At 64.7% G+C, this 19,814-nt stretch carries 17 protein-coding genes; 13 read left to right on the forward strand and 4 right to left on the reverse strand.

The features are described from left to right. Window positions 1-248: 248 nt before the first annotated feature. Complete coding sequence (locus L0B83_RS18965) at window positions 249-1,631, reverse strand: MFS transporter (RefSeq protein ID WP_234760131.1); 1,383 nt, start codon at window positions 1,629-1,631, stop codon at window positions 249-251. 275 nt (window positions 1,632-1,906) lie between these two features. Between L0B83_RS18965 and L0B83_RS18970 the strand changes: the two genes are divergently transcribed. Genes L0B83_RS18970 through L0B83_RS18980 form a run of 3 tightly spaced genes read left to right on the forward strand, consistent with a single transcriptional unit; the run spans window position 1,907 to window position 3,477 of the window. Continuing rightward, window positions 1,907-2,272 carry an iron chaperone gene (locus tag L0B83_RS18970; protein WP_234760132.1) on the forward strand — a complete coding sequence of 122 codons (366 nt, stop codon included), beginning with the start codon at window positions 1,907-1,909 and terminating at the stop codon, window positions 2,270-2,272. A gap of 31 nt (window positions 2,273-2,303) precedes the next feature. Further along, complete coding sequence (locus L0B83_RS18975; protein WP_234760133.1) at window positions 2,304-2,837, forward strand: DUF6036 family nucleotidyltransferase; 534 nt, start codon at window positions 2,304-2,306, stop codon at window positions 2,835-2,837. A gap of 46 nt (window positions 2,838-2,883) precedes the next feature. Next, entirely contained in the window at window positions 2,884-3,477 is a 594-nt protein-coding gene (locus tag L0B83_RS18980) for a dihydrofolate reductase family protein (protein WP_234760134.1), read from the forward strand. Window positions 3,478-3,507: 30 nt separating this feature from the next. Here the strand turns inward: L0B83_RS18980 and L0B83_RS18985 are convergent, their stop codons facing one another. Continuing rightward, window positions 3,508-5,019 (reverse strand): XRE family transcriptional regulator, encoded by a 1,512-nt coding sequence (locus L0B83_RS18985; protein ID WP_234760135.1) that lies wholly within the window; start codon window positions 5,017-5,019, stop codon window positions 3,508-3,510. A gap of 156 nt (window positions 5,020-5,175) precedes the next feature. Here L0B83_RS18985 and aceA point away from each other — a divergent pair, with 156 nt between their 5' ends. Both aceA and aceB read left to right on the forward strand, forming a co-directional pair. Beyond that, on the forward strand, window positions 5,176-6,510 hold the full coding sequence (gene aceA, locus L0B83_RS18990) for an isocitrate lyase (protein WP_234760136.1): 1,335 nt from the start codon (window positions 5,176-5,178) through the stop codon (window positions 6,508-6,510). 429 nt (window positions 6,511-6,939) lie between these two features. Continuing rightward, complete coding sequence (gene aceB / locus L0B83_RS18995) at window positions 6,940-8,592, forward strand: malate synthase A (protein ID WP_234760137.1); 1,653 nt, start codon at window positions 6,940-6,942, stop codon at window positions 8,590-8,592. Window positions 8,593-8,768: 176 nt separating this feature from the next. Here aceB and L0B83_RS19000 read toward each other — a convergent pair whose 3' ends face one another. After that, complete coding sequence (locus L0B83_RS19000; protein ID WP_234760138.1) at window positions 8,769-9,965, reverse strand: MFS transporter; 1,197 nt, start codon at window positions 9,963-9,965, stop codon at window positions 8,769-8,771. An 83-nt stretch (window positions 9,966-10,048) separates the two neighbouring features. Continuing rightward, window positions 10,049-11,269 carry an ROK family transcriptional regulator gene (locus L0B83_RS19005; protein ID WP_234760139.1) on the reverse strand — a complete coding sequence of 407 codons (1,221 nt, stop codon included), beginning with the start codon at window positions 11,267-11,269 and terminating at the stop codon, window positions 10,049-10,051. A 177-nt stretch (window positions 11,270-11,446) separates the two neighbouring features. Here L0B83_RS19005 and L0B83_RS19010 point away from each other — a divergent pair, with 177 nt between their 5' ends. The 8 genes from L0B83_RS19010 to L0B83_RS19045 all read left to right on the forward strand — a co-directional run bounded on the left by L0B83_RS19010 (window position 11,447) and on the right by L0B83_RS19045 (window position 19,771). Then, on the forward strand, window positions 11,447-12,547 hold the full coding sequence (locus L0B83_RS19010) for a Gfo/Idh/MocA family protein (RefSeq protein WP_234760140.1): 1,101 nt from the start codon (window positions 11,447-11,449) through the stop codon (window positions 12,545-12,547). After that, the gene (locus L0B83_RS19015; protein ID WP_234760141.1) at window positions 12,544-13,344 is read left to right on the forward strand and encodes a hypothetical protein; all 801 of its coding nucleotides are present in this window, start codon (window positions 12,544-12,546) and stop codon (window positions 13,342-13,344) included. Before L0B83_RS19010 ends, L0B83_RS19015 begins: the two co-directional genes overlap by 4 nt. A gap of 119 nt (window positions 13,345-13,463) precedes the next feature. Continuing rightward, complete coding sequence (locus L0B83_RS19020) at window positions 13,464-14,783, forward strand: ABC transporter substrate-binding protein (protein WP_234760142.1); 1,320 nt, start codon at window positions 13,464-13,466, stop codon at window positions 14,781-14,783. A gap of 12 nt (window positions 14,784-14,795) precedes the next feature. Next, window positions 14,796-15,776 carry a carbohydrate ABC transporter permease gene (locus tag L0B83_RS19025; protein ID WP_234760143.1) on the forward strand — a complete coding sequence of 327 codons (981 nt, stop codon included), beginning with the start codon at window positions 14,796-14,798 and terminating at the stop codon, window positions 15,774-15,776. After that, complete coding sequence (locus L0B83_RS19030) at window positions 15,776-16,669, forward strand: carbohydrate ABC transporter permease (RefSeq protein ID WP_234760144.1); 894 nt, start codon at window positions 15,776-15,778, stop codon at window positions 16,667-16,669. Before L0B83_RS19025 ends, L0B83_RS19030 begins: the two co-directional genes overlap by 1 nt. A 43-nt stretch (window positions 16,670-16,712) precedes the next feature. After that, the gene (locus tag L0B83_RS19035; RefSeq protein ID WP_234760145.1) at window positions 16,713-17,468 is read left to right on the forward strand and encodes a sugar phosphate isomerase/epimerase family protein; all 756 of its coding nucleotides are present in this window, start codon (window positions 16,713-16,715) and stop codon (window positions 17,466-17,468) included. Beyond that, complete coding sequence (locus L0B83_RS19040) at window positions 17,465-18,601, forward strand: Gfo/Idh/MocA family protein (protein WP_234760146.1); 1,137 nt, start codon at window positions 17,465-17,467, stop codon at window positions 18,599-18,601. The genes L0B83_RS19035 and L0B83_RS19040 overlap by 4 nt, the downstream gene beginning before the upstream one ends. 9 nt (window positions 18,602-18,610) lie before the next feature. After that, on the forward strand, window positions 18,611-19,771 hold the full coding sequence (locus tag L0B83_RS19045; protein ID WP_234760147.1) for a Gfo/Idh/MocA family protein: 1,161 nt from the start codon (window positions 18,611-18,613) through the stop codon (window positions 19,769-19,771). Window positions 19,772-19,814: the final 43 nt, after the last annotated feature.

The following is a 19,814-nucleotide window of genomic DNA, read 5'->3' on the forward strand; positions in this document are numbered from 1 at the left end:
CAGCATAAAAGGACGTGTTGCAACCACCACTGGAATCCGCCACGGGAAACCCCGCAACTTCTGACCGGGCGTCCGGGGAAACCCGCAACACCTGACCGGGCGTCACGGGAAACCCCGCAACTTCTGACCGGGCGTCCGGTGGAAACCCGCAACTTCTGACCGGGCGTCCGGCAGCACCACGACGGCGGGCGGCGGCTTTCGAAGGCCAGCTACCCGCCGTCGCGCACCCGCCGTCGGGCACCCCGGGTTTAGGCGCTCACGGAGTCCTTGTCGGCAATCGGAGAGCCGAAGGCGCTGCCTTGCTCGTCGTCGAGATGGGTGGGCTTCTTGTTCTTCAGGGCGAAGATGTACACCAAGAGCGAGATCCCGATGGCCACGCTCACGTAGGTGAAGAAGACCTCCACCTGCCCGGCCTTCTGGAGCGCGGCACCCACCAGCGGAACGGTGCCACCGAACAGCGAGTTGGCCACCGCATAGCCCAGGCCGACGCCGAGCGCCCGGATGGACGAGGGGAAGAGCTCGGCCTTCACCAGGGCATTGATGGACGTGTATCCGCCCACGATCAGGAGCCCGCCCATCATGAGCAGGAAGGCCATGAACGGATCCTTGGTCGCGCTCAACGCGGACAGCAGCGGCCAGGTGCAGAGCACACCCAGAATCCCGAACCACAGGAGCAAGGGCTTGCGGCCTACACGGTCCGAAACCATGCCATAGACCGGCTGCAGGCACATGAAGATCAGCAGAGCCCAGAAGTTGATCTGGCTGCTGCTTTCCTTCGCGATGCCGCTGGTGTTCTGCATGAAGGACAGGATGAAGTTGGTGTACGTGTAGAACGCCACGGTCCCGCCGAGGGTTACACCGATACAGATGAGCAGCGCACGCCAATGCTTGGTGAGCAGTAGTTTCAGTGTGCCCGGCTGGGCTTCGCCCGCCGCGGGAGCATGCGCGGCTGCGGCGGTCTGTTCGGCGGAGATGGTCTCTTCCATGGAGCGGCGAAGCCACAGGACCACCAGCGCGGCCACACCACCAATGAGGAACGGGATGCGCCAACCCCATTCCCCCAGTGCCGTCTTGCCAAGCAGTTGCTCAAGGATGACCAGGACCAGCAGCGCCAGCATCTGTCCGCCGATCAGCGTCACGTACTGGAAGGAGGAGAAGAAGCCGCGCCGCTTGGACGTCGCTGCCTCGGACATGTAGGTGGCGCTTGTTCCGTACTCGCCGCCAACGGAGAACCCCTGGATCAGCCGGATCAGGATCAGCAGCAACAGCGCCCATACCCCGATGATCTCTTTGGTGGGCAGGATCGCGATGGCGAAGGAACCGGCGGACATCATGGTCACGCTCAGGGTCAATGCTGCTTTGCGGCCCTTGCGGTCAGCAAAACGGCCGAAGAACCAGCTGCCAATCGGGCGCATCAGGAATGTCACGGCGAAGACCGCCATGGCCTCAAGGTTGCTTTGCAGCGGGTCCTTGGAACTGAAGAAATGGGATGCGAAGTAGGCCGAGAACGCCGTGTAGATGTACACGTCGTACCACTCCACGAGGTTGCCCGCGGAGCCTTTCAGGATATTGCCCACTGCCTTGCGGGTCTGCGCGGACTCGCTCCGGGGCGCTGCTTCTTGGGTGCTCATCTATGAACCTTCCTGGACGACGCCGCCACCGGCCGCGCCGCCGCCACCCTACCGCCGGGTAACTTCCACCAGGAGGTTTTGGTCATATTGGTCATTCGTGCACGGCGAGACTCTCGAAGTGTTTGCAGCCCCCAAAGTGGGCGCAGTGGCATGCCCCGTTCGATGCCCTCTGGCAGGGCGGCGCGCGCTAAGGGAAGCTTGGTCCAAGAGCACGGCGACGGCGGGCAGCTTTCGAAGATCAACACGGTGCCGGCGAGTCAGGAAGGGGCGGGCGCATGGCAGGGAACTTCGACACTGTGGATGACTACATCGCGGCGCAACCCGGCGATGTGCAGGAGATCCTGCGGGAGCTCCGCCGCCGGGCTCTTTCTGCCGTGCCCGGCGCCGGCGAGAGGATCAGTTACGGAATCCCGACCATCACTGTCAATGGGCACTACGTCCTGTATTTCGCGGCTTGGAAGCACCACATTTCGGTCTATCCCGTGCCCGGCGGTGACGCCGAATTCGAACAGGAAATAGCCCCGTACCGTGCGGCAAAAGGCACCCTGAAATTCCCGCTGGCGAAGCCGATACCCTACGAGCTCATTGAAAAGGTCGCGACGGTGCTGGCTGAACGCGAGCGGCAGCGGGGCGGCTACTGACAATCGGCCCGGGCCGGGGTACGGTACAGCCATGCGCCGCGACGAGCTGGAACACGCCATACGGGCCGCTGCGGATGTCATCCACGGCGACCGGGTGATCGTGATCGGCAGTCAGTCGATTCTGGGCTCCTTCACGGAGGACGAACTACCTGCCGCGATCATCATGTCCGACGCCGTCGACATCGCGCCGTTTTCCGACGACGACGCCGGCACTCTCGCGGACAACATCGACTCCGCGCTGGGTGAGTGGTCGCCTTTCCACAAGGAGTTCGGATTCTACATCCAGGCGGCCGAAAGGGAGACTGCGGTGCTCCCGGAGGACTGGGAATACCGGCTCGTCGGCGTCCGCAATGAGCGGACCCGGAACAGCACCGGGCTTTGCCTCGATCCCTACGATCTGTGCGCCGCGAAGCTCATCGCGGCACGCCCCAAGGACCACGCATTCGTTCTGGCTCTCATCCAGTCATCGCTCATCGACCGCGTGAAGCTCGTTGACAGAATCAGGCTCATAGACCCATCCGAGCCTCGGCGCGATGCGGCATTGTCCTGGGCCATGTCCGTCTGACCCGGCCCCTGCCGGCCAAACCGTCCGATCCCACAGGAGCGAAGCAATGACCAAGGTAGTCGCGTTCATGTCCATGTCCCTCGACGGCTACGTGGCGGATGTTGAAGACGGTGTCAGCGAGGTCTTCGACTGGTACTTCGCTGGCGATGTCGACGTCCCCACGTCCAACCCGGGCTTCACGTTCCATGTTTCCGAAGCGAGCGCCGAATACCTTCGGGCTTTGATGGGCGAGGTGGGGGCGATGCTCACCGGGCGGCGCACTTCCGACCGCGCCGAGGCCTGGGGCGGCCAACACCCGTTCGGCGTGCCCGCGTTTGTGGTGACGCATCAGATGCCGGAGGGTTGGCCGCGTTCCGACTCCGCGGTGCATCTCATCACCGACGGGCTGGAAAGCGCCGTCGCGCAGGCGAAGGCCGCGGCCGGAGACAAGATCGTCGGCATGCACGGGCCAGACACCATTCGGCAGTGCCTCGACGCCGGCCTGCTTGACGAAATCCGCGTCGACCTGGTTCCGTTGCTGCTCGGGTCCGGTGTCCGGCTCTTTGATCGCGTTGAGAACGCGCCGCTCACCCTGGGCAACCCGACCGTCGTCGAGGGGGTCGGCGTCACGCACTTGAGCTACCCGGTCCCCAAGGGCTAGTCCTTCCGCCGCATCACGCCGCCACACTAACTACCGCGAGTGCGCCTCGAGGAACGCGTACACCTCGGTCTCGTCGACGCCGGGGAACGCGCCCGGCGGCATGGCGGCCAGCAGGTGCGAGTGGGCGCGGGCGGACGGCCAAGCATTGCCTGCCCAGGATGAGGCCAACGACGCCGGCGGGCGCTTGCAGCAGTTCGGGTCCGGACACGTCGAAGTAGCCCGCGCCGTCGTCTCCCTCCCGCGGAACCATTTCACGTGCTGGTAGGGCACACCGATGCTGAGCGAGAACTCTCCCGCTGCCGAGCGCTCGGTACGCGCCGTGCACCAATATGTGCCGGATGGCGTGTCGGTGTATTGGCTGTAGGCGCTGAACTTGTCCGGCACGCCGAACACTGCCCGCGAGGTCCAGGCTTTGCACGACGGTTGGCCCTCGATGGCGCCGGTGTGGTCCTGCGGGAAGGTCACGCCGTCGTTCTCATAGGCCTTGTAGATGATGCCGCTCTGGTGGGTTTTCTGGAAGTGGGTGGTGATGCCCAGGTGCTTCGTCGCGAGGTTGGTGAAGCGGTGTGCGGCGGTTTCGTAGGAGACAGCAAAGGCGTCCCGGATGTCCTCCACCGCGATTTCCTTGGCGGCCTTCGCCTTCTGCAGGAACTCCACGGTTGCGTGCTCCGGCAGCAGGAGCGCCGCGGCGAAGTAGTTCGTCGCGACGCGCTGCGCCAGGAAGTCTCCGTAGCTTTTGGGTGTCTCGTGGCCCAGGACGTAGTGCCCCAAGGCCTGCAGGAGGACCGAACGCGGATCGTGGTCCTGCCGCTGGCTCTGCGTCAGATAAATTCGGTGATTCTTCAGATCGGTCACGGAACGGGTGGAATGGGGCAGGTCGCTCACGTGGTGCAGCGTGAAACCAAGGTGGTTGGCGATGTCGGCAATGACGTGCTGGCTCAAGGGCCCGGTGGTGTAGCCAACGCCTTTGAGGACCTTCTGCGCTTCGGCCTCGTACTCGGGGAAGTAGTTGCCGCGCTCACGCATCATGGCACGCAGTTCACCGTTCGCCCGGCGGGCCTCTTCCGGCGTCGCGACCTGCTCGTTGAGCTTGCGTTCAAGCTCCTGGAGGAGGCCCACTTGCGACTCGAGGACGTCGAGCGGCAGCCGTGAGCTGACACGGATTTTCGGCAGGTTCAGCGACTCGTACAGCGGCCCGCGCTGGTACCGTTCGAGCTCGATTTCCAAGGCCGCGCGGCGGCTGGGCGGTTGCGCTCCGAGCAGCTGTTCGATGCCCACATTCAGTGCCGCCGCCAGCTGCCTCAGCAGGCCGAGCTTCGGTTCGCGCTTACCGTTCTCGATCAGGCTCAGCTGGCTGGGGGCGGTCCCGACGGCGGAACTCAGGTCGTCGAGGGTCAGCCCAGCTTGTTTGCGCAGATGCCGCACCCGGCGCCCCAGGCTGATGACGTCCAGTTCCGCGGTGGAAGCGGATGACGACGGCGGCGGTACTTCGCGGTTCCAGCTCACAGGTGACATTTTTTGAGGATACGCGAAGAACTGCATTTCTTTCCATGGTTTTTATCTAGAAAGCCGTTTGGAAGTGCTGAAAAGTAATAACCACGAAGTCCCGGTCGATCTGAAGTTGCAATGGCGCAGCAAAGGTCGGCCGGGGCGACATATTCAGCAACACGCCAAAGTAGCGTCAAAGGAGACAGAACAATGACCGCAGCATTTGAACCAGGGCAGCCCACCTCCGCTCAGCAGCAGGCCGCCGCACTGGAGCTCGAATGGGCTGCCAACCCGCGATGGGAAGGCGTCACCCGCGATTACTCGGCCACCGACGTCGTCCGCCTCCGCGGCCGCGTCTCCGAAGAACACACCCTGGCCAAGCGCGGTTCCGAGAAGCTGTGGAAGCAACTCACCGAAGAAGCGACCACGGGCGGTTACACCAACGCCCTCGGGGCACTGACCGGCAACCAGGCCGTCCAGCAGGTCAAGGCCGGGCTGCGGGCCATCTATCTTTCGGGCTGGCAGGTGGCGGCCGATGCCAACAATTCCGGCCACACCTACCCGGACCAGTCGCTGTACCCGGCCAACTCGGTTCCCACGGTGGTCCGCCGCATCAACAACGCCCTGCTCCGCGCGGACCAGATCGAATTCTCCGAGGGCGTCCAGACGGTTGAAGACTGGCTGGTCCCGATCGTCGCCGACGCCGAAGCCGGTTTCGGCGGCCCGCTGAACGCCTACGAACTCATGAAATCCATGATCCAGGCCGGCGCCGCGGGCGTGCACTGGGAAGACCAGCTCGCCTCGGAAAAGAAGTGCGGCCACCTCGGCGGCAAGGTGCTCATCCCCACCCAGCAGCACATCCGCACCCTGAACGCCGCCCGCCTCGCGGCCGACGTCGCCGGCACCCCGACGGTCGTCATAGCCCGCACCGACGCCGAGGCAGCAACCCTGATCACCTCCGACGTCGACGAGCGCGACCAGGAATTCATCCTCCGCGAAGGCGGACAGCCGGTTCGTACCGCCGAGGGCTTCTACAAGGTCCGCAACGGCATCGAACCCTGCATCGCCCGCGCCAAGGCCTACGCCCCGTACTCCGACCTGATCTGGATGGAAACGGGCACCCCGGACCTCGAACTGGCCCGCAAATTCGCCGAGTCCGTCAAGGCCGAGTTCCCGGACCAGATGCTTTCCTACAACTGCTCGCCGTCGTTCAACTGGAAGAAGCACCTGGACGACGCCACCATCGCGAAGTTCCAGCGCGAACTCGGCGCCATGGGCTTCACCTTCCAGTTCATCACCCTGGCCGGCTTCCACGCCCTGAACTACTCGATGTTCGACCTCGCCCACGGCTACGCCCGCGAAGGCATGAGCGCCTACGTCGAACTCCAGGAAAAGGAGTTCGCCTCCGAGTCCCGCGGCTACACCGCAACCAAGCACCAGCGCGAAGTCGGCACCGGCTACTTCGACGACATCGCAACCGCGCTCAACCCGAACGCGTCCACCCTGGCCCTGGTGGGATCCACCGAAGAAGGCCAGTTCCACTAACCCGCATTCCCGACGGCGGTCCCGCCTGACCACCGGCCTGCGGCCCGGCAGTGCACCGCGCTGGTTGGGTGCCAGCCAAGGCAATCCTCCGCGTGCTATCCCCATCCCCGCCCAAGGGCCTCGCAGGGCTCGGCCGAGGACGGGGACAGGGCCCCTTTACGCACGCTTCCGGATCACCTTGACCGGCTGCCTTCCGGCACCTTGGGCACAAGGCCGAAGGAGCCGGTGCCGCGGCAGCCTGCGTAAAAGGGGCCCTGCGTCCCGGTCCGTCCTCGCTCAGCGAGGTCGAAACCGGGACGTGGGGAATAGCAGGCAGAGCGATGCCGGTCCGAAGGCCGAACCCAACCACAGCGGCCGAACCGAGCCACAGCGGCCCAACCGACCAGCCCGGCCACCGTCAAACTTTTGCTTCTCCGAGGAGAGATTGAAATGAACAGCTTCACCGATAATTACACGATCAACGGCATCACGCTGACCGCCCAGCCCATTCACCGGCAGAACGAGGTCCTCACTCCGGACGCGCTGGAGTTCGTGGCTAAGCTGCACCGCGCGACGGCGGAGCGCCGCCAGGAGCTGATGCAGGCGCGGCACGCCCGCCGCAACCAGATTGCGAGTGGCCAGGATCCCCGATTCCTTCCGGAGACCGCCGAAATCCGCAACGACCCGAACTGGCGCGTCGCTCCCCCGGCGCCGGGGCTAGAAGACCGACGGGTTGAGATCACGGGACCGGTCGACCGCAAGATGACCATCAACGCGCTGAACTCGGGCGCCAAGGTGTGGCTGGCAGACATGGAAGATTCCTCGACGCCCACGTGGCGCAACGTGATCCAGGGCCAGTTGAACCTGACGGATGCCCTGGAGCGGCGCATCGACTTCGTTTCGCCCGAGGGCAAGGAATACAAGCTCCGCGCCGCCGAGGACCTGCCCACCATCGTGGTGCGGCCCCGTGGGTGGCACCTGCCGGAGAAGCACATGCTCATCGATGGCAAGCCTGTTGCCGGCGGCGTCGTCGACTTTGGCCTTTTCTTCTTCCACAACGCACGCCGCTTGCTGGCGCAGGGCAAGGGCCCGTACTTCTACCTGCCCAAGATCGAGAACCACCTTGAGGCCCGCCTCTGGAATGACATCTTCATCCTGGCCCAGGACTTGCTGGGCATTCCTCAGGGCACGATCCGCGCCACAGTACTGATTGAAACCATCACGGCAGCGTTCGAGATGGAGGAAATTCTGTTCGAGCTTAGGGACCATGCTTCGGGCCTGAACGCCGGGCGCTGGGACTACATCTTCTCCGTGATCAAGAACTTCCGCACCCGCGGCCCCCGCTTCGTCTTGCCGGACCGCGGCCAGGTGTCCATGACCCAGCCGTTCATGCGCTCCTACACCGAGCAACTGGTCCGGGCGTGCCACCGCCGCGGTGCCATGGCGATCGGCGGCATGGCTGCGGCTGTTCCGAACCGCAAGGACGAGGCCGCCAACACCGCGGCCTTCGAGAAGGTCCGTGCGGACAAGACCCGCGAGGCCGGCGACGGTTTCGACGGTTCCTGGGTTGCCCACCCGGACCTCGTTCCGGTGTGCCGCGAAGTGTTCGACGGCGTACTCGGCGATCGTCCGAACCAGCTGGACCGCTCGCGGGAAGACGTCATCCCCGACGACAGGGCGCTGATCGATATCGCTTCCACCGAGGGCACCATCACCGAAGCCGGCATCCGGAACAACATCGAGGTAGGCATCCGCTACATCGAGTCCTGGTTGCGGGGCAACGGCGCCGTGGCCATCCACAACCTGATGGAGGACGCGGCGACGGCGGAGATCTCCCGATCGCAGCTCTGGCAATGGATCAACGCCCACGCCATCACCGATCGCGGCGACATCATCAGCCGCGAGTGGATCAACGACCTGCTGGACGAGGAATTCGCACGGCTGGAACGCTTCGACGACGATCGCTTCAACGATGCGCGCAGCATCTTCGAGGAAGTCACCCTCGCCGACGAATTCCCCACCTTCCTGACCATCCCTGCCTACGCCCGCTACCTCACGGAAGCCCGCGAGGAAGCCACGAAGGAAGAACTCGTCGCCGCGTAAGCCCGACCGGAAAAGCCCCCGTTCGCTGGGCTGCCTGCACTCTTCGCAACAAGTGACCCCGAAGGCCGGGGAGGCAGCCCAGCGACGGAGTTCTTGAACGCGAACTGGCAGCAGATGACCGCAAACAGCTGCGGAATGGGCATCTGCTGCCAGTTCGCGCCGCTGTTTAGAGGGACTTACCGCTGCCGGGCCACCCAGCGCACCGAGAGGGTAGTGCAGACGCAGAAAGCCAGAACAGAGCCCAGGATCACCAGGAGCGGCACGGTCCAGCCGCCCGTCAGTCCGTGCACGTAGCCGATGATGGTCGGCGCCAGGGCGGCGAAGCAGTAGCCAACCCCCTGTACGACGGCGGACATCTTGCCTGCCGAGGCTTGGTCGCGGGCGAACCTGATGATGGCGATGAAGATGATCGTGATGCCCCCGCCCTGCGCGATCCCTCCGAGCGAGGACCAAAGCCACCACCATCCTGGCGCCAGCAACAAGCCCAAAGGTACGGAGAGCCACAGGGCACCCAAGGTGGACGCCACCGCCGTCGTACTGGCGAAACGGGCGAGCAGCGGCACACCGAGGCCACCGACAATCGCGAGAATCTGGAAGAGCGACGATCCCGCGCCGGCTTGCGCATTGCCCATGCCCAGTTCGTCGGCCAGGAAGCTCGGAAGCCACGCGGTGACGCCGTAGTACGAGAATGCCTGGCCGGCGAAACCGAGCGTAAGGCCAACGGTCAGCCACGCGACGCCGGACGCCTTGCCGTCCCGCGACCGCTCGGCGAGTGGCACCGCAGCGGGAACGAAAGCCCGCCGGGCACCCACGGTGGGGATCCAGAACAGGATGGCCACCAGCGCCAGGACGGCACTCGCCGCGAGCGCGAGCCGCCAACCCACAAGGTCGGCGAGCGGAGCGGTGGCCACGGAGGTCAGGAAGGACCCGATGTTGAGGGCCGCCGTGTACACACCCATCGCGGTTGCCTGGCGTCGCGGTGCGAAGTCGCGGCGGATGATGAGCGGCACTGCGATGTTTCCGATGGTGATGGCGAGTCCGATGAGGACGGTGCCGGCCATGACCGGAACACCCCCGCCGCCGGAGCGGATTACGACGCCGGCCAGCACACCCACCAGAGTTAGCATCACGGCGAATTCCGCGCCGAGCCTGCGTCCTGCCATTGAGGCCAGCGGCGCGGCGAGCGAGAAGCAAAGCACGGGAATGCCCGTCAGCAGCCCGAGTTGTTCGGGTGAAAATCCAAGATCCCTTTTCAAGGAATCCACCACGGGCGCCACCGCGACGAAGGGTCCCCGCATGTTGAGGGCAATGAGGCCGATGCACGCGAGGATGAGCCAGCCCCTCGGGACCTTGGCGAGGAATGGGCTGGTCATGGGGCGCACAGAAAGGCGGGGAAAGTAGGCATCACCTTCATTGCTATCACGGCATGCCGCGGCGGAACGCCATGTGTCGCCCGTCAGCCGGTTGCCTGGAGCGTGGCTTCAATCACTGCCGGCGACAAAACGTGCTGGGTGACCATCTGGCTCGCCCCGAGGATCGCGGCCCGGGCGCCCGCCATCGAGATGCCGATGCGCAGATGCGAGGTGGCCAGCGGAAGCGAACGCCGGTAGACAACCTCCCGGATGCCGGCCACGAGGTGCTCGCCGGCCTCCCCCATGCTGCCCCCGATCACGATCATCGAGGGGTTGAGCAGATTGACCACCATTGCCAGGACATCGCCAACGTCGCGTCCAGCCTGCCGGAGTGCCTGGATGGCCTGGAGGTCTCCCTCGGCCACGAGCCGCAACACGTCCCCGCCATTGCTGGCAGCGAGCCCTTGGGCGTGCAGTTGGCGCGCGACGGCGGGTCCCGAGGCGAGTGCCTCCAGGCAACCGTAGTTCCCGCAGCGGCAGAGGACGTCGTCGCCGCGGGGAACCCGGACGTGGCCAAGGTCCCCGGCCGTGCCGTTGGCGCCGCGCTGCAGCTCGCCGCTGCTGATGATCCCGGCCCCGATGCCCGTGGCGATTTTGATGAAGAGCAAGTTGTCGTGGTCCGGCCAATACGCTGTGCGTTCGCCCAGGGCCATGATGTTGACGTCGTTGTCCACCAGGACCGGAACCGGCAGCGAGCGTTGCATGTAACGGACCACGTCGAATCCGTCCCAGCCGGGCATGATCGGCGGTTTGATCGGCCTGCCCGTGTCGTGTTCCACCGGGCCGGGCAACCCGATGCCGATCCCGGCAAGGTCCTCGAGGCTCCGGCCGGCTTCGTTGAGGAGCTCCCGTCCTTCCGCCACCACCCTGCCCAGCACCACCTCGGGGCCGTCGGCGACTTCCTGCGCGAGGCGGTGCTCGGCCAGGACTGTTCCACCGAGATCGGTGACCGCTACGATCACGTGCGTCGCTCCGACGTCGACAGCCAGGACAACGCGCGCGGCGGGGTTGAAGGCAAAGCGCGACGGCGGCCGGCCGCCACTGGAACTCGCCTCCCCGGCAGGGCCGACGAGCCCTGAGTTCATGAGGGCGTCGATGCGCGAGGCGACGGTGGAACGGGCAAGCCCCGTGGTGAGCGCGAGTTCGGCGCGGGTCCGCGCCTGGCCGTCGCGAAGAAGCTGGAACAGATCTCCTGCACGCGAAAGGCTTCCGGCGTCCTGTAAGGAGCCTTCCTTTCCCGGGGATTTTTCGGGTGCTGAAGTCATGGATTAGTGATAGCACGATTGGTTATTGCTGTCACGCAACAAAAAGCACGTCGGGTAATTTTCAACTTTTGCTTGCTCATCGACAAAAGTAGTCGTAGCTTGTGTGTGAGAAGAATCACGTAGCCCACGAAGCCGCGCTGAAACTCGGAGATTCCGTTTACGAAGAGGTAACTGATCTTGTCCAGCCACTCACAGGCAACACCGCTAAGCTCACCGGAGCCGCTGGGTGTCGGCATCCTCGGCGCCGGCCCGGTCACCCAAGCGATCCATCTCCCCTCCCTCGCCCGGCTCCGGAACATCCTGGAAGTCCGTCACATCATGGACGTCGACGCCGCGGTTGCCGAAGCCGTAGCAGCCCGGGTCGGCGCCACGCACGGCACCAGCATGGACGCGCTCTTGGGCGATCCTGGCGTCGACATCGTGGCGATCTGCAGTCCCCACCAGTTCCACGCAGACCAAGTCATCGCAGCCTGCCGCGCAGGTAAGAAGGCCGTACTTTGCGAAAAGCCCTTCGCCATGAGCGGCGACGAGGCTGCCCGCATCTCCGCAGTAAGCGAAGAGACCGGAGTGCCTATCATCGTGGGCGCGATGCATACCTTCGATCCAGGTTGGCTCGCGGCCGAAGCCAACTGGGGCGACCTGCCCGAAAACGTCCACACCATCCGTTCATCCATCATCCTGCCGCCCAACGCGCGCTTCGAAGACTTCGCGACCGAGATCATCACCCGGCCCGCAGGCGGCACACCGGATTACAGCGACGTCGAGGTCATCAAGGGCGCCCTCCGCGGCGGGATCATGGGACTCGCCATCCACGACCTCCCGCTCGTCCGGCGCTTTGCCCCGGATTTCGAAGACATCGAAGTCCTGCAGGCCCGTCACGTCCGGCCCTTTGGATATGTGATCTCCCTTCGCGCCGGAGACCGCACCATCGAACTGCGGGCGGCCATGAACAAGACCTGGAAGCCGGAATGGGTGTTCGAAGCGATTTCCGACGATGCCACCCTTCGCATCGACTTCACGCCGTCGTACGTTCAGGCAGGATCCGCCGTCGCAACCATCACCAGCGGCACGGGCACCCGCGATACAAAGAGCACCACCTTTGGACCGTTCGAACACAACGGTTACGAGGGTGAATGGCGCGAACTCGCCCAACTGGCCCTCGGAACCAAGCAACCTCCACCCACCGAAAGCCTCATCAACGATCTCACCTTCGCGATAGCCATTGCGGACGCCACGGTGGATGAGGCCGCCGCAGAGTTTGCAGGAGCCCGCCAATGAGCAACCAGTACACGGTCACCGCCACCCCGCAGGCTGAATCAAGCGGCTCCGTGGCACTCGCGGTTGCCTCCCTTCCGGCGACCTTCGGACCGGTAGCAGCCGGGGAGGCCGCACGAATCTCGGCACTCGACGGCGCTCCGGGCTGGGCCGCGGAGGCAATCAAGGCGATCGACGCGGGAGCGTCAGGCATCGTCGTCGTCAACCCGGTGCCGGAAAACACCGCCGCTTTGCGCGACGCCGCGGAAGCGTCCGGCACCGCAGTGGTCCTCGACCGGCGCTGGGCTTCGAACCCTGGACTTGCCGGCGCGGAAGAAGCCGTCCGCACGGTAGCCGGCCGTGCCACCATGCTGGACACCGTCGCGACGGCCGCGGCAGGCACGGATCCGCAAAGGTTGCTCACCGACCACCTCGCCGCCGTCGTCCGCGTCACCGGAGAACTGAACGCCATTCGCGTGGTGCGCCGCGGAGCGCACGGGTACACGGTGTGCGCGCGGCTCGCGAATGGTGCGCCCGTTTCGCTCCAGGGCGTACTAAGCGATGCCCGGCGCCCCGGCGTCGACTTCCGGCTCTATACCGACGACGGCGGCGTCAGCATTGCGGTCCCCGAACCGTTTGCCGCCTGGCCGGCGGAAGTCAGGGCAACCGGACCGCAAGGAGAACTCCTTTTGCCCACACTTTATGAATCTGCCCACCGCACCACGTGGCGGCGGCTCAAGGAACACCTCGACGCCGGCACGCATCCGTCCGATCTGGCCCGGTTTGCGCGGCTGACGGAATCGATCGCGATTCTCTCCTGAACCACTTCCTGAAACATCGACCCGCAATAAACAAGCACCAAAACAGTCATTCACCTTCTCGACGACGAGCCGGACCGCCCTGAACGCGAAACATCGCAGCGGTCCCGAAAGGAACCACCATGAATGTCCAGTCCGAAGCCAGCCGCAATTTTTCCCGTCGCGGCTTCCTCGGCCTCGCAGCAGCCGCTGCGGCCGTGCCCGCCCTCGCGGCCTGTGGCGGCGGCTCCGCCTCGAAGAGCAGCGGCGGAGACGTAATCAAATTCTGGGACATGCCGTGGGCCACCACTGCGTACAACGACGCCGCGAAGAAAATCACCGAGTCCTACGCACCCACCGGAAGCAACGCCAAGGCCAGCTACCAGATCATCCAGTGGAACAACTTCTATCAGACCTTCTCCTCGGCGATCGCGTCCAAGACCGGTCCTGCGGTGTCCACCGGTGGCGGATTCCAGGCCTTCCAGTTCGAACAGCAAGGCCAGATTGCGTACGCGGACAAGGTCATCGAAGCACTGAAGAAGAACGGCCAGTACGACGACTTCCTGCCGGGCGTCCTGGAACCCTTCAAGTCGGACAAAGGCTACGTCGCCGTTCCATGGCAGCTGGACATGCGCGTCTTCTGGTACCGGAAGTCCCTCTTCGACAAAGCCGGAGCCGCATTGCCTACTGACTGGGCTTCCCTGCTGGAGGCAGGAAAGGCCCTGAAGAAGATCGGCGCCGTTGGTTTCGGTACGGGCTCCGGTGCCGGAAACAACTTCGGCAACCACTCAATGATCATGATGATGGTCAACAACGGCGGCGGCGTGTTCACCAAGGACGGCCAGCTGGACCTCCTGAACGACCGGAACGTCGAAGCAGTGGAGTTCCTCCTCGAACTCCAATCGAACGGGATCATCGACCCCGCCGCAGTCGGCTACACCACGGACAACATGTCCGCCCAGTGGAAAGACAAAAAGATCGGCTACGGGGTCTTCCAGGCAGGTGCTGCGGAACGGATCGGCGACACCTCGGGTGACTTTGCCGTGGCAAGTCCCATCGCCGGACCGCACGGGGACAAAGCCACGCTCGTGTTCCCGAACAACATCATGATGTACAAGAACACTCCTTCACAGGACAGCTCGGAGGCGTTCCTCGTGTACTATATGGGCCAGCTCAAGCAGCTGTGGCAGCAGAAACTCATGGCCGCCCTTCCCGTCTTCAAGTCCATCACGGAGCTTCCCGAGTTCGCGAGCAACGCGAACAACGTGAAGATCGTCAAAGAATGGCAACCCATCGCGAAGACCTTCGCATCCCAAGGAAGCACGCTCAACGCAAACCTCGCGGCCCTCGACGGCGGCCAGGCACTGAACCAGTTCACGCAGACAATCCTGACCGGCAAGGCCGACGCGAAGACGGCGCTCACCACCTTCCAGTCCGGTCTCCAGTCAGTCCTCAAGAAGTAGGGCACACCTGCCATGTCATCAACTACTGCACCGTCGGGCTTGGCCCGGGCCCGTCGGGGACTTGCCCCCGGCGGGTCCGGGGGCGGTCCCCGCAAGCTGAACGAGGGCCTGAACCGCAAGAGCAAGCTCTCGGGCCAGACCAGCAGGACCTTCTTCTGGCTCCTGCTCCCGTCCGTAGTTCTCCTTGTCCTGATCCATGGGTACCCTTTGGTCTACGCCGGAGTCCAAGCCACCCATGACGGCTCGCTGATCGACACCGGCAACTTCGTCGGCGTCGACAACTTCGCCACTGTGCTGTCTTCACCTGCCTTCTGGAAGGCAGCTCAGTTCACGCTGTGGTTCACCATCGTCGGGGTCTTCGGATCCTGGGCTGTTGGTCTCGGCCTGGCCCTGCTGCTTCGCACCAAGATCCCGGCCGGGAGCACATTCAAGGTCCTGCTCCTCCTGCCGTGGGTGGTGCCGATCGTGGTGTCCTCCACGGCGTGGAACTGGCTCGTGGCCACCCCGGACAGCCTCATTCCTGCGCTTTTCCGCAACCTCGGACTGGGCACGCCCCTGTTCCTGGCGGACCCGAACCTGGCCGCAGTCCTGGTGATGGTCTTCAAGGTCTGGGTGTCCTTTCCCTTCATGATGATGATGACCTCCGCCGCCCTCGCCTCCGTGGATACCACCGTCTACGAAGCGGCGAGCATGGACGGCGCCACCAAATGGCAGCAGTTCACCCAGATCACCCTGCCGATGATCGCCCGGTCCACCTACATCAGCTGGATCCTCATGACGATCTTCTGCGTCAACGATTTCCCCACGATCTACCTGCTCAACGGCGGAGGACCCGTGGACGCCACCACATCCCTCGTGGTCCTGGCCTACCGCAAGGTCTTCCAGGACTTCCAGACCGGACCCGGCGTCGCCATCGCCTTCCTCATGACCCTCACACTCGTCGTCGTGTCGGTCTTCCTTTACCGCCAGATCCGAAAGTCGAGCGTCGAATAATGAGCGCAGTCCTCCACGCCCACCCCGAATCGGGCCCGTCGCTCGGCGTCGACGGTCCCGACAGGGCCCGCCGGGTCCTCTCCGAAGCCGGCATGCGCGGACGCTGGTGGCGCTTCGCCCTCATCCTGGCCATCACCGCGCTGGTCCTTGTACCGATCATGGTCACCGTCATCCTGGCCCTCACCCCGGGACCGAACAGCACCGCCATAGGGCTGACCCTGGAAAACATCACCGGCGTGTTCTCCAGGACCCTCGCCGCCACCTGGCTCCAGAACAGCCTCGTCACCACCCTCTCCACCGTGGCGGTATCTGTCGCCGTCGCCGCTCCCGCCGGCTACGTCCTCTCCCGCGGCCGCTCCAAGGCCGTCTCCGGTTACTCCCTCCTGCTCTTTGTCATGCAGTCCCTGCCGATCATCACCTCGGTGGTGCCCTTGTTTATCCTGTTCGCGGGCATGGGACTGGTGGACAACCTCCTGGGCCTGACCATCATCTACGTCGGCTCCACCATGACCGTGGCCACGTGGATGATGGCCGCCTACTTCGACTCCATCCCGATCAGCCTCGAGGAAGCCTCCTGGATCGACGGTTGCTCGGTCTTCGGATCCTTCACCAAGGTGGTGCTCCGCAACTCACTGCCGGGTGTGCTCTCTACTGCGATCTTCGCCTTCCTCCTGGCCTGGAACGACTACCTCGTGGCCATCGTGTTCCTGCGCTCCAACGAAATCTTCACCCTGCCCGTCGGCGTGCAGTCCTTCTTCCAGCAGAACGTCACCGACTGGTCAGCCGTCATGGCCCTGGCCGTCGTCATGATGCTGCCGCCCATCATCGTCTTCGCCACCTTGAACAAATACTTCAGCGTCGGCGGCATCGGGGGCTCTCTTGCAGGCCGCTAGCCCACTAGCCTTTCTCGCAAAACCGACAACGCAAAGGAAAACCATGTCGTACTCCATCCAGCTGTACACCCTGCGCAATGCGATGCAGGAGGATCTGCCGGGCACCATCAAAAAGGTTGCCGAGATCGGCTACACGCAGGTCGAGCCCTACAACTTCGTGGCCACCGCCAAGGAACTCGGCACCGCCCTGAAGGAGAACGGCCTCAGGGCCCCGTCCGGCCACGCACCCCTGCTGAGCCAGGACCAGGACGAAATCTTCGCAGCCGCCAAGGAACTTGGCATCTCCACGGTCATCGACCCGTACCTGCCGGCCGAGCACTGGCAGAAAGCCGAAGACATCCAAGCCACTGCCGCCAAGCTGAACGCCGCGGCCAAGAAGGGCGCCGAATACGGCATCCGGGTGGGCTACCACAACCACGCCTGGGAACTTGAATCCACCATCGAAGGCACCACCGCCCTGGAATACTTCGAATCCCTCCTGGACCCCGAGCTCGTCCTGGAAGTGGACACCTACTGGGCATACGTCGGTGGCCAGAACCCGGTGGATCTGCTCGCCCGCCTCGGCGAGCGCGTGAAGTTCATCCACATCAAGGACGGCCCCGGCACCACCGACACCAAGGCCCAACAGCCGGCGGGCCAGGGCACCATCCCGGTGCTCGACGTCGTTGCTGCCGCCAAGTCCCTCGAAGTGGGCGTCGTCGAGTTCGACGACTACGCCGGAGACATCTTCGAAGGCATCGCCGAAAGCCTCGCCTTCCTGCAGGGCTCCGCTACAACAGCACAGGACGTGAACGCATGAGCAACGCAACGCACCAAAACACCCCGTCCACCCGCAAGGGGCCGGTGGGCGTCGGCGTCATCGGCGCGGGCAACATCAGCAAGGCATACCTGGACAACCTGACAGCCTTTCCGGACCTGAAGGTCCATGTCATCGCGGACCTGTTCGAGGAAGCGGCCGAGGCGCGGGCCAAGGAATACGGTATCCCCGCCTGGGGTGGCGTTGACGCGGCACTGAATCATCCCGACGTCGAGATCATCGTGAACCTGACCATCCCGGCCGCGCACGTCGAGGTGGCCACCGCGGCCGTGAACGCGGGCAAGCACGTCTGGACCGAGAAGCCCTTCTCCCTGGACCGCGAATCCGGAATGGCGCTGTTGAAGACGGCCGACGCCGCGGGCATCCGCCTCGGCTGCGCTCCGGATACCTTCTTGGGCGCGGGCCTGCAGACCGCCCGCCGGGTCATCGAACGTGGCGGGATCGGCACGCCGCTGACCGCATTGACGATGTTCCAGACCCCCGGCCCGGAGTCCTGGCATCCGAACCCGGCCTTCCTCTTCGCCCACGGTGCGGGTCCGCTGTTTGACATGGGCCCGTACTACATCACCGCCCTCGTCCAGACGTTCGGTTCGGTCCGCAAAGTGGCCGCCGTCGGATCCAAGGCGAAGGAAGTCCGCGTGGTCGGTTCGGGGCCCAAGGCCGGCGAGGAGTTCCCCGTCGAGGTCCCCACGCACGTCTCCGCGATGCTGCAGTTCGAGGGTGGCGCGTCCTCGCACAGCGTTTTCAGCTTCGAATCCCCGCGCGTGCGGATGGGTTTCGTGGAGATCGCCGGCACCGAAGGTACCCTCGAACTGCCGGATCCGAACTACTTCGACGGCGACCTCAGGCTCTGGCGTGCCGGAGCCGAAGAACCGGAAATCATCCCCGCGACGGGGCCGGCCAACGGCCGCGGCATGGGTGCACTGGACATGGCCCGATCCCTGCGCGCAGGTGTCCCCCACCGCGCCCAAGGAACCCTCGCCTACCATGTGGTCGATACCCTGGTTTCCATTTCCGAGTCCGCTGAAACCGGCACCTTCGTGGGCGTCGACAGCTCAGCCGCGGCGTCCCCTGCCCTCCCCGAGGACTGGGACCCGATGGCCGCCACCCTGTAGGAATCGCTCATGACTAGCTCCGACCGCACCGCCAAAAAACCCACGAGCTTGGGTGTTGCCGCAATCGGCTATGCGTTCATGGGCAAAGCCCATTCCAACGCGTGGCGGAACGTGGCCAGCTTCTTCGACGTTCCGGCCTTCGAGCAGAAAGTGCTCGTAGGCCGGGACCCCGAACTGGTCGCCGAGGCGGCGGCCAAGTACGGGTGGAGCGAGTCCGCCACCGACTGGCGTTCGGTCCTGGAACGCGATGACATCCACATCGTGGATATCTGCGCCCCCGGCTGGATGCACGCCGAAATCGCCATCGCGGCGCTGGAAGCCGGCAAGCATGTGCTCGTGGAGAAGCCGCTCGCGAATACCTTGGCCGAGGCGGAAGCCATGGCGCAAGCCGCTGCCGTGGCCCGGTCCCGCGGGGTGCAGTCCATGATCGGCTTCAACTACCGCCGGGTCCCGGCCCTCGCCGTCGCGAAGGAGCTCATCGCGGAAGGCCGGCTCGGCACAGTTCGGCACGTCCGCGCAGCCTACTTGCAGGACTGGCTCGTGGACGCCGACTCCCCAATGACCTGGCGGCTGAAGAAGGAGACCGCCGGGTCCGGGGCGCTGGGCGACATCGCCTCCCACGCGATCGACCAGGTCCTCTTCCTCCTCGGGGACACTGTCACCGAGGTCTCCGGCCGGCTGCACACTTTCGTGGACCGCCGGCCCGGAGCGGACGGTCCGGAACAAGTAACCGTCGACGACGCCGCGTGGGCCACGCTGGCCCTCGCCTCCGGGGCGGTCGCCTCGGTGGAGGTTTCGCGCGTGGCCGCGGGCAAGAAGAACTCCCTCACGATGGAAATCTACGGCGACAAGGGCTCGCTCCTGTTCGACCTGGAATCCATCAACGAACTCGGTTTCATGGACGCAACCCTGCCCGTCCGGGAGCAGGGTTTCCGCAGGATCCTGGTCAACGAGCCCGAACACCCGTACATGGGCGCCTGGTGGCCGCAGGGCCACGTGATCGGTTGGGAGCACACCTTCACCCACGAGGTCCGCGATTTCCTGTTGGCCATCGACGCCGGAACCCCGCCGTCGCCGTCGTTCGAGGAAGGCCTCGCCGTCCAGAAGGTGCTGGCTGCGATCGAAGAATCAGCCAACAACAAGAGCACCCTCACCGTCGTCAATTACTAGAACCCGCAAGGAGAACCCATGCCCCGCCCGTTTACCCTGTTCA

The sequence above is a fragment of the Arthrobacter alkaliphilus genome (assembly GCF_021483235.1).
In the GTDB taxonomy this organism is placed as follows: Bacteria; Actinomycetota; Actinomycetes; order Actinomycetales; family Micrococcaceae; genus Arthrobacter; species Arthrobacter alkaliphilus.

Coding starts and splice junctions, on each gene's coding strand:
- L0B83_RS18965 (WP_234760131.1), bottom strand. CDS start 1,631: ATGAGCACCCAAGAAGCAGCGCCCCGGAGCGAGTCCGCGCAGACCCGC.
- L0B83_RS18970 (WP_234760132.1), top strand. CDS start 1,907: ATGGCAGGGAACTTCGACACTGTGGATGACTACATCGCGGCGCAACCC.
- L0B83_RS18975 (WP_234760133.1), top strand. CDS start 2,304: ATGCGCCGCGACGAGCTGGAACACGCCATACGGGCCGCTGCGGATGTC.
- L0B83_RS18980 (WP_234760134.1), top strand. CDS start 2,884: ATGACCAAGGTAGTCGCGTTCATGTCCATGTCCCTCGACGGCTACGTG.
- L0B83_RS18985 (WP_234760135.1), bottom strand. CDS start 5,019: ATGCAGTTCTTCGCGTATCCTCAAAAAATGTCACCTGTGAGCTGGAAC.
- aceA (WP_234760136.1), top strand. CDS start 5,176: ATGACCGCAGCATTTGAACCAGGGCAGCCCACCTCCGCTCAGCAGCAG.
- aceB (WP_234760137.1), top strand. CDS start 6,940: ATGAACAGCTTCACCGATAATTACACGATCAACGGCATCACGCTGACC.
- L0B83_RS19000 (WP_234760138.1), bottom strand. CDS start 9,965: ATGACCAGCCCATTCCTCGCCAAGGTCCCGAGGGGCTGGCTCATCCTC.
- L0B83_RS19005 (WP_234760139.1), bottom strand. CDS start 11,269: ATGACTTCAGCACCCGAAAAATCCCCGGGAAAGGAAGGCTCCTTACAG.
- L0B83_RS19015 (WP_234760141.1), top strand. CDS start 12,544: ATGAGCAACCAGTACACGGTCACCGCCACCCCGCAGGCTGAATCAAGC.
- L0B83_RS19020 (WP_234760142.1), top strand. CDS start 13,464: ATGAATGTCCAGTCCGAAGCCAGCCGCAATTTTTCCCGTCGCGGCTTC.
- L0B83_RS19025 (WP_234760143.1), top strand. CDS start 14,796: ATGTCATCAACTACTGCACCGTCGGGCTTGGCCCGGGCCCGTCGGGGA.
- L0B83_RS19030 (WP_234760144.1), top strand. CDS start 15,776: ATGAGCGCAGTCCTCCACGCCCACCCCGAATCGGGCCCGTCGCTCGGC.
- L0B83_RS19035 (WP_234760145.1), top strand. CDS start 16,713: ATGTCGTACTCCATCCAGCTGTACACCCTGCGCAATGCGATGCAGGAG.
- L0B83_RS19040 (WP_234760146.1), top strand. CDS start 17,465: ATGAGCAACGCAACGCACCAAAACACCCCGTCCACCCGCAAGGGGCCG.
- L0B83_RS19045 (WP_234760147.1), top strand. CDS start 18,611: ATGACTAGCTCCGACCGCACCGCCAAAAAACCCACGAGCTTGGGTGTT.